The organism is Mycobacterium sp. NGS29, assembly GCF_059812965.1.
Genome location: NZ_JCALDR010000015.1, coordinates 90,689 through 104,965, shown reverse-complemented (window position 1 = coordinate 104,965; position 14,277 = coordinate 90,689). Strand labels below are relative to the sequence as shown.

The 14,277-nt window shown below is 66.7% G+C and carries 10 protein-coding genes; 1 reads left to right on the top strand and 9 read right to left on the bottom strand.

Annotated features, from left to right (window positions below; translation table 11 throughout):
- Positions 1–71 precede the first annotated feature (71 nt).
- Positions 72–3,104, top strand: coding sequence for a Tn3 family transposase (locus AC5Y5Z_RS19415; RefSeq protein ID WP_069432800.1), 3,033 nt, complete (start codon positions 72–74; stop codon positions 3,102–3,104).
- A 270-nt stretch (positions 3,105–3,374) separates the two neighbouring features.
- Here the strand turns inward: AC5Y5Z_RS19415 and AC5Y5Z_RS19410 are convergent, their stop codons facing one another.
- The 9 genes from AC5Y5Z_RS19410 to AC5Y5Z_RS19370 all read right to left on the bottom strand — a co-directional run bounded on the left by AC5Y5Z_RS19410 (position 3,375) and on the right by AC5Y5Z_RS19370 (position 14,184).
- A complete protein-coding gene (locus tag AC5Y5Z_RS19410; protein ID WP_133449257.1) occupies positions 3,375–3,560 on the bottom strand; it encodes a YegP family protein in 186 nt (61 codons plus the stop codon).
- 166 nt (positions 3,561–3,726) lie between these two features.
- A complete protein-coding gene (locus tag AC5Y5Z_RS19405; RefSeq protein WP_133437124.1) occupies positions 3,727–4,014 on the bottom strand; it encodes a WXG100 family type VII secretion target in 288 nt (95 codons plus the stop codon).
- Between the two features lie 58 nt (positions 4,015–4,072).
- The gene (locus AC5Y5Z_RS19400; RefSeq protein WP_240743952.1) at positions 4,073–4,393 is read right to left on the bottom strand and encodes a WXG100 family type VII secretion target; all 321 of its coding nucleotides are present in this window, start codon (positions 4,391–4,393) and stop codon (positions 4,073–4,075) included.
- Positions 4,394–4,445: 52 nt separating this feature from the next.
- The gene (locus AC5Y5Z_RS19395; RefSeq protein ID WP_133449256.1) at positions 4,446–5,762 is read right to left on the bottom strand and encodes a PPE family protein; all 1,317 of its coding nucleotides are present in this window, start codon (positions 5,760–5,762) and stop codon (positions 4,446–4,448) included.
- Positions 5,763–5,785: 23 nt separating this feature from the next.
- Positions 5,786–6,103, bottom strand: a complete 318-nt coding sequence (locus AC5Y5Z_RS19390; protein WP_133437126.1) for a PE family protein — start codon at positions 6,101–6,103, stop codon at positions 5,786–5,788.
- A gap of 181 nt (positions 6,104–6,284) precedes the next feature.
- On the bottom strand, positions 6,285–10,502 hold the full coding sequence (gene eccCa, locus AC5Y5Z_RS19385) for a type VII secretion protein EccCa (RefSeq protein WP_499919680.1): 4,218 nt from the start codon (positions 10,500–10,502) through the stop codon (positions 6,285–6,287).
- 18 nt (positions 10,503–10,520) lie between these two features.
- Complete coding sequence (gene eccB / locus AC5Y5Z_RS19380; RefSeq protein WP_499919682.1) at positions 10,521–12,032, bottom strand: type VII secretion protein EccB; 1,512 nt, start codon at positions 12,030–12,032, stop codon at positions 10,521–10,523.
- Positions 12,029–13,873: a type VII secretion AAA-ATPase EccA gene (eccA, locus tag AC5Y5Z_RS19375; RefSeq protein WP_499919683.1), complete on the bottom strand. Its 1,845-nt coding sequence runs from the start codon at positions 13,871–13,873 to the stop codon at positions 12,029–12,031. Before eccA ends, eccB begins: the two co-directional genes overlap by 4 nt.
- Entirely contained in the window at positions 13,870–14,184 is a 315-nt protein-coding gene (locus tag AC5Y5Z_RS19370) for a hypothetical protein (protein WP_287035351.1), read from the bottom strand. The genes eccA and AC5Y5Z_RS19370 overlap by 4 nt, the downstream gene beginning before the upstream one ends.
- Between the last annotated feature and the right edge of the window lie 93 nt (positions 14,185–14,277).

The window sequence follows — 14,277 nt, the reverse complement described above, 5'->3', positions numbered from 1 at the left end:
TTGCGGCCTCCACTGACCGTGGCTAGCGTCCTTGCGATGACGGCCTGAACCGCGGGCCGTTCGGAGGTCAGATGCCGGTCCGCTACCTGTCTGATCCCGAGCTTGCCCGGCTGAGCAGTTGGCCGGACGAGCTCGCAGTCGAGGATGCGGTCACCTACTTCACCCTGTCAGCCGACGATCTCTCGTGGCTGGCGGGCTTCAACCGCCAGCAGAACCGTCTCGGTGTCGCCGTTCAACTGTCGACGCTGCCGTGGCTGGGCTGGATTCCCGACGACCTGGCCGGTTGCCCGTCGCTCGCACTGGATCGGCTCAGGCAGGCTTTAGGTGTTGCGCCGGATATCTCGTCGGCATTGCTGGCGGGGTACGGCGGCTGGCAGGGACGAACCCGCCGGGAACACCGCGCACAGGTGCTGGCTCGGCTGGGTTGGCGGTTGTGCGCCGCCGGCGAACGCAAGCTGCTCGACGAGTTCCTGCTAGCGCGGGCGCTCGAACACGATGCTCCCGGCGTCCTATTGCAGCTGGCTTGTGACTGGCTGCGCGCCGAACGGATTGTCCGCCCACCAGTCGACAGCCTGACTCGTCGGGTGGCCGCGGCCCGCGACGCGGCTCGCGCCGAGACCTACCACCGGCTTGGGCCGCTGCTACAACCACCGCGGCCGATGCAGCTGGACGGCCTGCTCGATGTCGACCCCGACCTCGGCTTGACTCGCCTGGCTTGGCTGCGCCGCGGGGCCACCGTTGCAACGCCCGAGTTGCTCAAGGCCGAGCTGGACAAGCTGGAATTCCTGCGACGCCACGGCGCCGATCGCCTCGACTTGTCCCGGCTCCCGGTTGGGCGGCGACGCATGCTCGCCGAGATCGGCCGCCGCTCAACCAATCAGGCGTTGCAGCGCGCCGCGGTCGACCGGCGTCACCCGGTCCTGTTGGCAACACTGGCCGAAACCTACGTCGAGGTGCTCGACGAGCTGGTGCAGCTGCTCGACCAAGCGCTGGCCGGCGCGGATTCCCGAGCCCGGCATGAACTTTCACGGCGGCTCGTCGACCGCGCCAAAGCCGAGGTGGACCGGGGCCAGCTGCTCGACGAGATCCTCGATGTGCTCGCCGACCCGACCGTCCCCGACGAGCAGGCCGGGCGGGCTGTCCGCCAGCGGATCGGCATGCAACGCCTGATCGCCGCCCGCCGCCCACCTGAAGATCGCGGGCAGCGCGACCATGGTCACTTTGACCTGCTGGCCGCCCGCTACAAGTACCTGCGCACGTTCACCCCTGTGGTGATCGCCGCGCTTCCTCTGACCGGCAACACCGGCAGCCCGTCGGTCACGGCCCTGCTCACTGCCGTCGAGGTGCTGCGCGAGCTCAACACCGCCGCCCGCACCGCGGTCCCGGACGAGGCAACCACCGCCGCGGCGACGGTGTTTGTGCCGGCGCGCTGGCGTGGCTATCTCGACGCCGCGCGTGGTCAAGGCCGCGGCGCCGCCTACCGCCACTACTGGGAACTGAGCGTCCTCTACGGGGTGCAGGCCGGGCTGCGCTCCGGCGACCTATGGGTGCCCGGTTCACGCCGCTACACCGACCCGTCCACCCTGCTGCTACCGCCGGATCGGTGGACCGGGCACCGTGACGACTTCTGCACCGTCACCCGCACCGAGCCCGGCGCGTCCCGGCAACTCGAGCGCCTCGAGCATGAACTGCACGCGGCAGTCGCGGTATTGGAGACAGTCTTGACGGACCAAGGCGCCGAGAGACTCGCACGTCTCGGTGATGACGGTGAGCTGATCGTGTCGCCGCTACCTGCCGAACAGCTTCCGGCCGAAGCGGATACGCTCGCCGACGCCACGTCGGCCCGGCTGCCGCGCGTGCAATTACCGGCGCTGCTGATTGAGGTCGATGAGTTGACCGGGTTCAGCGAAGAGTTCACCCACGCCGGCGGCGCTCAACCACGCAACCCCGACCTCACCCGCAACCTGTACGCATCGCTGATCGCCTACGCTTGCAACCTCGGCTACGCCGGGATGGCCGACGCTTCGGGCATCTCCGAAGACGCCCTGGCCTGGACGTCGCAGTGGTACCTGCGCCAAGACACGTTGCGGGCGGCGAACACGCGCCTGGTCAACGCACACCACGCGCACCCGCTGGCCGCGCTGTGGGGCGGCGGGACGCTCTCGTCGTCGGACGGGCAGCGGTTCCCACAACGGGGACACAGCCTCACTGCCCGCGCGCTGTCACGGTATTTCGTTGACGAAGGCACCACCACGTATACCCATGTCTCCGATCAACATTCGACCTACGGCACCAAGGTAATACCGACCACCTGGCGCGAGGCGGTCGCAGTGCTGGACGAAATCTTCGGCAACCCAACGGATTTGCCGCTCGCCGAACACACCGTCGACACCGCCGGACAAACCCTTGCGACATTCGCGATCTTCCACCTGGCCGGGTTGCAGTTCTCTCCGCGCATCCGCGACATCGGCCGCCTACAGCTCTACCGCCTCGGAACCGCCTCAGCTTGGCGCGCTCAATACCCGCACGCCGGGCGGTTGCTCGGCCAGCCGATCCAAACCCAGCTGATCGCCGACCACTGGGATGATCTGCTGCGCCTGGTCGCCTCAATGAAGTTCGGGCACACCACCGCGAGTCTGCTCATTGCCAAGCTGCACGCCAGCAGCCGGCAGAGCACGCTCGCCAAGGCACTGCACGAGTACGGGCGCCTGATCCGCACGCTCTACGTATGCCGTTACGTCGCGGACGAAGAACTCCGTCGCCGCGTACGCCGTCAGCTCAACAAGGGCGAGAGCCTGCATGCGCTACGGCGCGACCTGTTCTTCGCCCATCAAGGCCACGTCCGCCGACGTCATCTCGATGACCAAATCGATCAGGCACTGTGCCTCACCTTGGTCACCAACGCCTGCGTCCTATGGACCACCACCTACCTCGCCGACACGATCGACAACCTGCGGTCAAACGGCATGGAGGTCAGCGACGAGACTGCGGCACACTTGACCCCTGCCCAGCACGATCACATCAACTTCTATGGCACCTACTCCTTCGACATCGACGCCGAGCAGCGCCGCGAAGGCCACCGGCCGCTACGCATCCCCGCGTAGCCATAGCGAGATCACAAAACAACCATATTCGTTCCGTTACTAAGCCGACCCCCAGTAGCACGTCAGGTCGGCTAATCGAGATTGCATCGGCGTTATCGGACCGGTGTTGATCGTCGATGACAGCCAGCAATTGGCCTGTGCCGTCGAAGGTTTGGCGATCGCCCGAGCCCCAGTTCCGCCGAAAGCGCAGACGCAGTGGCCGGCCAAGGTCGTCGATGAAGTCCCAGGCCTCGCCGTAGTCGATGTCGGCCATCTGACGGCACCGACAACTTAGTCGGCGGTGGTATCGACGACCGCAGCACCTGATGCGTTCGCTTTGACCGAATCGATACCTTTCTGAGCCGACGCCTTCGTCGTGTACCCCTGACTGCTGGCGATGACCTCTCCGTTGGCAGCCTTCAGGCGGAAGCGGAACTCGCCGGCCTTGTCTTGAAAGATCTCAAACTGTGCAGCCATCGGCGTCTCACTTTCACGTAGTTGGCAGAACAACACTAGTCCGCTTGCACGAACCCCTGTCGCCAACGGCTGGTAGCTCGGTTCGGAGTTTCATGGCAGTGGGGCGGGCAACCTGTCGGTGCCCGCCCCACAAGGGTGTGCTGTGCTTAGTGCACGGTTGCCGCGCTCACACCCATTTGGCTGCTTCGTTGCCGTCGGCGCCCATCATGTTCATGGTGTTGTTCTCATGCGCGTCGGTCATCTGCCGGTAGGCCGCGATCAGCTCTTCGAGGCCGGTGTTCCACTGGGTCTGCCAGCTCTGGTACGACATCCCGGTGTCGCCGGTCCAGCCGGCCGCCAGCGCGCCCTGTTCGCTGGAGATGCCTGCGCCGATGGTGTGCAGCGCACCGCTGTACCCGGTCATTTCTCCGGCGTGAGCCATCATGGCCGGGTAGTTGTAGAGAATTTGCGCCATCAGAGGTTCCTTCCGTTTGTGGTGTGGTCCGTCAAAAACGTGCGTCCGGGTTGCCGAACTACACGTTGTAGCTGGGTAGCGCGCCCAAGGCCGAGTTGTAGCCGGTAGCGCCTTGGCCGTCGTACATGGTGTAGGTGTTGGCGCCGTCGCCGATGTTCTGGCCGGCGATCGCCAGGAGCTGGTTCATCTTGGTGGCGACTTCCACGAACCGTCCATGGGCGACCTGGAATGCCTGTGCTGACTCGCCCTGGTGGGCGGCCTGGGAGGCGAGCGCCGATTGCTCAGCGGAGTGGACGGTGCTGGTGAACAGAGAGGCTTGATCGGAGAATGAGGCCTGTGAGGTGACCATCTGTGGAACGTTGGCGTCGAGCAATCCCATGGTGGTGTTTCCTTTCGTGAAGCGGTTGTTCGGGGTCAGTTATTCGAGGTGCTCATCGGGTCATCGTGTGCGCCCCCTCGTCGCTGCCGGCGTCCTCGGCAGTGTCGTCGGCGTAGCGGGACACCCGCTGGGGACGGCTGTTCTGGCGGTGCGCGCCGGTGCCCATCATGCCGCCGCCTGCGCCGCTGCCGCTGGCCGCGGATCCTCCGGACAGACCGGCGGCGGCCGGGCTGATTCCCCGGGCGCTTTCGCTCAGCGACTGCGCAGCGCTCGTGGGCGCAGCGCCCCAGGTGGAGGGCATCAGTGGTTTGCTCGGACCGGTTCCCAGGGCGCCCCCAGCCAGACTGGTCATGCCCGCGGGGTTGAAACCCCGCAGGGCGCCGGTGCCGGCGAAGCCGACCGGCATCGTGCTTTGCGGGGTGGAACCGCCGCTGCTGCCGGCGAATTGGGTCAGCATGCTGCTCAGCTGCTGGGGTGCCGAGGCGAGCTGTTGGGGAGCGGAGGTCAGCAGCTGCCCCGGCCCTTGCGTCGCCGATTGCGCGGCCGAGGGGCCGACGGACCCCATCTGTTGGAGCAGGCTGCCGGCCATGTTCTGCGGCTGCAGACCCTTCTCGGCGTTGTTGGGGTCGGCGGCGTTTTGCCCCTGGTTGGCGGGCACGCGGTCGGTGAACGACAAGGGGCTGGTGCTGGCTTTGCCGACCAGAAGTTTGTTGCTCACCATGTCCGCGCCGGTCATCGCGACACCACCGGTTTGCGCCTGGGCGAGGTTGAGGCTGGATGCGGCGCTGGCCGAGGCCAGACCTGCTTCACCGACGCCGGGCATCAGCGTCAGCGGCGACATCGGGGTAGGGGGCACCGAGTCGGCCGCGGTGGTCGAGACCGCATCCCAGCCGGTCATCACGTCAGCGGCCAGTTGCCACATCCGCTCGTAGTCGGCCTCGTTGAGACCGATCGGGATGGTGTTGACGCCGAAAAAGTTCGTGCCGATCAGAACGCCGTGCACGAAATGGTTCTCGAACAGCTCGCCCAGGCTGGGCATGGCCACGACAGCGCCCTCGTAGGCGGCGGCGATATCGGCGTGGGAGACGGCAGCGACCGCGGATTTCGCGGCCACATCAGCTAGCCACAACAGCATCGGCTGATGAGCGGCGACGAATTGTTCGGCGGCCGGTCCCTGGTAGTTGGCCTGAATCACCGCAATGATGCCTTCAAGCTCGGCCAGCGCCGAGACGTACTGGGCACCCAACTGCGTCCAGGAGGTGGCGGCGGCGGCGATCCCCGCCGCCGTGGCGCCGGTGGTAAGCAGCGTCGAATGCACCTCGGGCGGTGCTGCCACCCAGATCGGAGGAACAATCGCGTCGACTGCCATAGCTGGTTGCGCTCAGTCCGTCTTTAGACGGCCATCCCGGCGCTGGCGGTGTAGGTGGCGGCCGCCGCGCTGTCGACAATGGTGTAGGTCAGGCCAGCCTGGTCGATGCCTTCTGAGCTCAGGCCCAGTTCGGTGTTGCCCATTCCGGCCATCGCTTGGTGGGTTGCCCCTTCAGCAATCAGACTTGCCGCGACCTTGATCGACGGCAAGTCCGAGCCCGGCGGCATGATCGCGCCGGTGGCCGCGGCGTGGACGGCGTTGCTGCCCATCAGTCGCCCGGTCAGTGCTGCGACCTGCGCTGAGGCGGCGGCCAAAGCTTCCGGTGTCACATCGAGTTGCATGCTATGCGCCCCCTAAATTCGTTTGTTTGCTGACAATGTGCGAGACGCGTTGCGCGTGGGCGCCCCGCCGCCCTGCTCCGCTGGTTGCCGCGCCGACGCGGCGATCTGGATAAGCGAACAGTACCGCCGGAGAAGGACACGTCGGCACATTGTTGCGGCGCCGCCTCCCGCCGCACCACCGCTATCGTGCACTTTTAACATGCCGGTTACATTCTTCGGTGGCGGCCAGCTGCACGTAGCCGGCGTTATCGTCGCTGGCGGCGAGCACAAATCCACGCCCTGGCGGCAACCCTTCTTCGAACTTCACTCCGCCCACCTTGTCGGTGGTGGTGCGCGAACCCAGCAAGATCCGGTTGGCGCTTTGGGCTGCCAGCTGTCCCGGCACCGAGTTGGGGGTGATCTCGATAGCGCCGATCCCCGCGGCGCGGTGGGTCATGATGACCCGTAACCCGACATCACGGGCATTGGCGAAGTGCCGGATCAACGGCTGCCAGACCTGCACGACCCGGCTCTTGATCTGCGGTGCGGCGGTGCCAGACCCGTCGCCGCCACCGACGCGCTCATGCAGTTGCACCTGGACAGGGATGGCATCGAGGTCATCGACGAACAGGTAGATCAGCGGCCCCTGGATGCGCCACGCCCGCTTTTCCTCCCATCCCAGATCCGCCGGCGGCGTCCTGCTGTCGAGCAGGCTCGCAATGGCCTCGATGCGTTGGGCCATGGTGCCGAAGTCAGTCTCGTAGTAGTCGTGTCCCTCGATCAGGTTCTCGGTTTCCCCGCTGAGCTTGCGGCTCTTGTCGAAGACACACACCAAGGCTTGGTCGGGGTGCGAGCGCCGGTTCACCACGGCACGCAGCAGGTGGGTGATCAGTGTGGACTTGCCGTGGTGGTCATCGCCGTAGACGCCGAGCAGGGGTTCTTGGGCGAGGTCGACCACCATCGGCGCCAGATCGCGGCCACGCAAACCGAGGGCAAAGCGTTCCCCGGTGCACGCATCCTGATTGAGGTCGCCGGTCTCCACCAGATGGGGGAGCAGCTGCGGGCTGGGGACCGGCCGCTGCCCGGCGTGGCGCTCGGCCAGCGTGGCCACCGTGCGGCGGACTTGGCCGTCGAGCTCGTCCATGGTCGCCTGGCTGTCCAAACGCCCGACGGCAAACCGGATGACGTCGCCGACGGCGTTGATCCCGCGCCCGGGCTGGTCGTAGGGAATGCGGTCCTGAGGGCGCACCAGTTTGTCGTCGACCTGCGCCCGCACCTGCGATTGGGACCCGGAGGCCAGTTTCAGTTCAAATTTGGTGTTGAGGTGGGTTTGCACTTCGTTGCCGAACTTGATCCAATCCGCGGCGCTGACCAGGACGTGTATTCCTCGCCCTGCACCGATGAGGCGTTCCACACTTTTCAGGTGCGGGTTCTTCGGGTGCATCAGCGAGGTGTTGTCGGTCAGGAAGTTCTCCCAGCCGTCGATGACCAGGAAGATGTCGGTGGGATAGCCGTCATCGAGTCCGGGGTGGTTGCCCAGCCTGCGCCGTTCGCGGAATTCGGCTACCGACCCAATGCCGTGGTGTTCGAACAACTTTCGGCGCCGCGCCGCCAACGCTTCGAGGTCACCGAACACGCGCAGATTCAGTTCCTTGCGGTCACCGCCGCCGAGCACACCGACGTGCGGGAGGTCTTTGAGCGGGGCCAGCGCGGGCCCACCGTAACTCATCACATAGAACCCGACCTCGCGCGGCGAATAGCGCGCGGCCGCAGCCAACAGGAACGTCTGCACTGCCCGGGACACATCCTCGACCTTCATTCCCAGGATCGAGACGTTGCCTCCGCCTTCCAAGCTGTAGGTGAGCAGGCCGTGGCTGAGCTGGCGAGGCCGGTCGATCTCGCCCAGCGGCCACCAGGGGGCCGATCCTGGCGGTGCGGGCATCGCCTCGGCTTGGGCCAGCACGGCGTTGAGTGGAATCGGAACATCGAGCGGCTCGGACCACAGTTGCGGTGCCCGTTTGCCGTAGGCGGCCGACAGCTGCGGACCCACGGTCAGCACCAGCGACCGCGGCGGGCCTTCAAGGACGGATTCTGCGGCGATCTGTTCCTCGATCACCGTGTCCGGGTCGGGCTGGACCCGCCCGGCGGTGAATACCCGCGCGCGTGGTTTGGCGCTGATCACCTTGCGGTTGATCGTTGTCGGCGGCTCGTAGCGGTCGGGCAGCAGGAATCCCCGGTACTTGACGGGCTGCGCGCCGGGCGCGCGCACGAAATAGCCGGTGCCTTTGGCGTTCTTTCCATCCGCGACGTGGTAGGCGTCGCCGGTGCCGATCACGCGCCGCGAAATCGATTCCGAGGCCACCTTCAACCCGATCCGGTACTGGGTGTTGTTCGGGATCTGCTTGATCGCGCCCTCGTCGAGGGTCTGGCTGGCGAACAGGAAGAACACCCCTTGGGAGCGTCCTTTTCGGGTTACCCGGTCGAACACGTCGGCCATGGCGGGGTGATCTTTGAGCAGCAACGAGAACTCGTCAACGATGATGAACATGAACGGGATGGGCGGGAGGTGCGCGCCGGCGGCAGTCGCGCGGGCTTCGTTGTATTCGCGCAGGCTTTCAAACGCCGCGCCCTTGATCTGATTGCCGGCGCGGTGGAAGGCGCGGCCACGTTGGTCGAGCAGCCCCAGCAGCGTGTCCCCGAAACGCTCGACGAGTGACTTTTTTTCCTCCATGTTGGAGATGACGGCCACGGTGTGCGGATAGTCGGCGAACGCATCGAAACCGGCTTCGTCTTTGAAGTCGGCCAAGATGGCCTGCACGACGTCGGGGGAATGGCGCGTGAACAGCCCGAACACCAGTGTTTTGAGTTGGGTGGACTTCCCGGAACCGGTCATGCCGATCATCAGCCCGTGCGGACCGTTGCCGCCGTCGGCTTCGTCTTTGAGGTCGATGACCAGCGGCGCACCGCTGGGTTGTAGCCCCAGCGGGACCCGCAGCAGCGGTTCGAGATCCACGGGTTCACCGGTTCCCACCGGCAGCATCCGCGGCCCCCACACGGCGTTGACGTCCAGTTTGGCGGCGTTGGGGATTCCCAGCAGCGACAGCATCGTCTGGGCGGCCGCCGACTCCGCGTTCTGGCGGCTGGCCGGCGCGGCGTCCCACTTGGACAGTTGACGGGCCAGATGCCGCGCGATCGGCGTCGCTAGCAGGTCCGGTTCGGCGCAAAAGGTCTTCCACCCGTAGTTCTGCCACATCTGCATCCCCAGGGCCTGCTCGCCGCGATGCAGCCGCAACACCAGTTCCCGCGGGTGGGTGTCGTAGTCACGGTCGGGACCGGCGCCGTCGCGGTAGGCGATGACGGTGACACCATCGCGTGCGGCGATGCGCCGCACCAGAGGGGTGGCCGAGGCCGGGTCGTCGACGACGAGCACCACGTGGCGGTGGGACTTGGTGGCCTCGGCGGTCACCATCCCCTTGTCGTCGACGATGCGGTCACGCTGCTTGAGAAGTGCCTCCAGCACCGAATCGACCTCGGGCAGCGATGCCGCCAGGAAGCGCTGTGGGCCGGCGCCGTCGATCTCGTCGCCTTCGGTGTGGGGCAGCCATTTGGCCCAGCCCCACCTGGTTTCCAGATCCGGGCAGGCCACGGCCACCGCCGTGTCATTCGGGGAGTGCCAGCACACCAGTTGGGCCACCCAGGCCCGCACCGCGGCTTCGAACAGGTCCCGCTGCCCGTACACGGTGATCATGCCGACCCCGGCCAGGTCGATAGCCTTGGGGCAGTGGGGAATCGACTGCTGCACTGCCCGCAGGTGCTGCAAGGCGGTCTTGGTCACCGGCTCGAGATCCAGCTCGGAATCGGCTGCCTTGACCCGGATCTTGGCCGACAATTTCACTTCATCGCGGCCCACCCGCACGTGTAGGTAGTCGGGGTCGCTGGCCCCGCGTTCCCACATCCGTGGGGAGCCCAGGACGGCTTCGAGGACCTCGGGATTGGGGTGTGACCATTCGGCGATGGCTTTCTGGGTGCCGGCGGCCGCGCGGATCTCCTCAGCTTTGCCCGAGAGGTACCGAAGGTATTCCGAGCGCTCGGAATTGACCTCCGGCGTGGACATTTCGGCGTTTCCGCCTTGCTGCTGTACGGATTGGAACAGCCCGATCGCCATCATCGCCATGAAGAACAGGTACATCGGGTTCATCTGCCGGAACCCGGTCACGAACATCATGACCACCATCCCGACCATCGCCAGCCCGAACACCCAGGGCAGCGCTTTGCGCACCGCGGTCATTTCGACGGTGCGCGGCAACTCCGGCGGCGGATTGAGGGAGAAATCGGTCAGCACGTTGCCGGCGGGGCCCGACTCGGTGGCGCGGTCCAGGGGCCGCAGCAGGCGTCGCCGTTGGGGGAATCGTTGTCGCATTGAAGTGCCTCGTTCGTGTCAGTGTGCGACCAGCGCATCGGCTTTGGACAAAGTGGGGCCGGCGGCCAGCAGCGCCAGCACCGACCAGGGGATGGGCAATGGTTCAGCGGTCATGCCCAATGCTTGTGCGGGGGAGGCCGTTTCGTTCGCGCCAGCTTCTAGCCCGTAGCGCACACCCAAGTCGGACACCCAGAACTGGGATTCCTTGGTGGCCGATTGCGGCTGTTGACCGGTGACTTGCACGTAGAAGCCGACGCCGCGGGGTAGCACGGTCCGCGCGGCGGTGGTGGGCCCGGCCGCGGCCAGCGTGATCGGTGTGGCGTCGGGGGACGTCGGCACGCTTTGGCCCGCCAGCAGTCTCAGGCTGGAGGTGGGTGCCCCGCGCAGTTTGGTCCACTGCCCGCACAGCACGGGGTCGCGGGTGGGATCGAGCACGTGCACGGCGGTCGGGGGATAGTCCTCGACGGCGATGGGAGCCACTTTGGGCGCTTTGGCCACCTGGTCGGGGGTCAGTGCCGGCGGCGCGATGAGTCCGTAGGCGTTGTTGGCGCGCAAGATCGCGGCCAGCACTGGCGAGATCGGTTGCAGCCCTTCGCTGCTGACCGCGTAGTAGCGCAATTGGTTGTCTTCGGTGTGGTCGACGACGACGGAGCCGATGGGGGGCGGCTGCTGTCCGGGTACCGGCCAGACGAACCGCGGGGTGTCGCCGGCGTTGCCCAGGAAGGGCACCGTCAGGGGCGCTGACTCGGGGATCAGATTCAGCAGCGCCCGGTTGAGGGGACGCGGGGCCGGGGTGTCGACGGTGATGCCGACGGCGGCAGCCACCGCGGCGTTGGTCAGGTCGATCAGGCTGCGTTTGCCGCCCCAGATCAGCCACGTGGTCTTGCCGTTGTCGCTGGTGGCCAGGATCGCCGACGAGTCGGGCAGCGGCGCCGCGTGGCCGGATCCTGCAACCGGGTCTCCGAAGATGACGCTGGCCCCGACCTGGGGGCCGCTGGCGGCGTCGCAGACCATCCAGCGCGCGTCGCGGGCGCCGGACTGCACCATGCGTGAGGGCGCGTTGGCGATCCCCAGGGTGTTGCCCAGCGCGAACTTGTCGATCTCTTTGGCTTTGACCACGGTGGGGTCGGCGGGCTTGCCCACGATCAACCGCGCGCTGGCCAGGTTGAGGACCGGGTGCAGCTCGTCGTTGATGAGCACGTACAGCGCGTTGGTGGATCGCTCGGCAAGCACGGGCCGGTTCCCTGACACCCCTGCGGGTTTGAGCACCGACAGCACAAACGCTCCGACCACCAACACCGCCGCCAGCATGCTGCCGACGACCAGGGCGCGTCCTTGCCGGCGCAACGGATCGGTCAGCATCCGGGTGTCGCGCAGGGCGACGCCGTTGCTGATGCGGCGAATCAGAAACCGCCACCCCGAAATCTGGTGGCGAGTCACAAATCCCCACGGCCGGCTTCGTGTGGAGGTGGGCCCCAGCTTGGCGCTGCGGGACTTAAAGCCGCGCCGCGGCGGTAGTGGCGCGTTCATCGCGTCCCCCCTGCGTGCGCTGCGCCGCGGGACAGGCCGATGTGGCGCTGCGCCTCGGCAAGGTCGATCTCTTCGGCCACCGCGGCCTTCACATCCTCGGCGGTGAGGGTTTGCAGATCCTCGACAGTGGGGTTGTCCAGCTTCCCGCTCTCGTTGAGGCGGTGATCGCGGACCTCTTCGGCGGACTGGATCAGCTTCTCGCTAAACCGTGCGTGACCCAGCACATCGAGGGCAGGACGCCGCCGCCCACTGCTATCAGTGGCCGTCGACGCCGACAGCTCGGCGTAGGCCGCGCGCAACGGCTCGCTATCGGCCAGAACACTGCCGCCCTTGGCGGCCTTGCGGATCGAGATTTCGACCAACTCCTCGACGCTATAGGGCGGCAGGGTGATGCTGCGGGCAAACCGGGAGGGCAACCCTTCGTTGGAGTCGAGGAATTCCTGCATCTTGTCTGCGTAACCGGCCGCGATCACCATCAATTTGTCGGAGTAATTCACCATGGCCCGCAACAGCTCGGCGATGACGAGCGGCCCGAAGTCGTTGTCGGATCCCGAATCGGTCAAGGCGTAGGCCTCGTCGATGAACAACACGCCGCCGCCGGCGGCGACGATGCGGTCGATGACGGCTTTGATTTTGGCTTCGGAGCCTCCGATGACCTTGTCCACCAGGTCAGCGCGGCTGACCTCCACGAAGGTGTCCGACGGCAACGCCTCTGCGGCACACAGCAGCTTGGCGATCACCCGAGCGATCGTGGTCTTGCCGGTGCCCGGCGGCCCCTGCAGGATCAGGTGCAGCGACTTGTTGCGCACCGGCAATCCCAGCGCCTGGCGTTGCTTGTCGGCGCGCACACTGGATTCCAGCCGGGCGATCTGCGCCTTGACATCGGCCATGCCGACGAAGTCGGCCAGCTCGCGGGCCGCCTCGGCTTTGAGTTCGGTGCGGCGAGCCGCGCCGAGCTGGTGAACGAAATCGCGTTCCCCAGGCTCTGTGTGCGGATCCCAGTAGTCGCTGCGCGCATCGATACGCGCGGCGGTGGTGGGTTGGATACCGAACTGGGGATCACTGAGCGCGGTGCCGATCGTGGTCTGCACGTCCTGCGCGATCCCCACCACGGCGTAGGCCTCGTTGAGCAGCGAGGCGGCGAGCTCGGTGCGGTCCAACGCGCGCGCACACAGACCCGCCCCCAGCAGCGCCTCGGCGCTGGCCGCGGCGATGGGGCCCTGACTGTGGGCACGCAGCCGCTCAAAGGCCTGGTCCCACAAGCCCAGATACGCTTCGGCCAGCCCGTGGGCGACACCGACGGCCTGGCTCAGGAACGGGTCGGCCTCTACATGCGGTGACAAGGGGGCCAGGACGCGCCGCACGTCTTGCCAGCGCTTGGCCCGGTAGTAGATGACACCCAGCAGCCAGCCGGCATGTCCGGGCTGGGCGGCCAGGAGCGCGTCGTCGATCAACTCGCGGGCCGCTGCGTAGTCGCCAGCGGCTACGCGCGCGGCCGCGCAGGCCAGGATGACGCCGTCGGACCCGTGGGCATACAGCTGCACATACATGCCGGTGTCGAAGGGGAAGTCGACGGCGTCCTCGGCGACATCGGCCACCGACAGCAGATCCCCGCAGGTGCCTAGCGTGCGGTAGGCGCTCTCGATGATCTGCGGGCCGTCGGCTCCGCTGGCGGCAAGCCCGCGCCAGCCATCGCACTGGTCGGGATAGGCGGCGGTCAACTCCTCGAAACCCGCGCGCGCGGCACGCTTGTCGGCCACTTGCCGACGACCGTAAGCCTCCACACCCAGGGCTGCGCAGCTGCTGACGAACAGCTCCAACGCGTCGCCGTCGGTGCTCATCGCTGCTCGTCGAGGATCGCGGCCACTTCGGCGCTGACCTTGGCTGAGACTTCACCGAATCCTTCTTCGCACATGGCCAGCAGCAGTTCGCGGAGTGTGTCGCCGGGGTAGCGGTCGAAGAGGTCCTCGGTGAACGCGGCGTCGATGACCATGCCGTCTCCGCCGAACACGATCTGGTTGTCGCCGTCGGGGCATGCCGTGGTGACTGTCAGCCGCTCGATATTGCGGCGCGCGGTGCTGAGTTGGTCGAGAAATTCACGTCCTCGTGCCATCTCTGCGATGACAGCGGGATGCAAGGGGATCTCCGTCATGCGGGGCCTCTCACTGTGGCGGCGACCCAGACGGTGCGCGGTGACCGCGACGGCACCGCGTGTAGCGCCGGTGGCCTGGCGCTGTGCTCGATC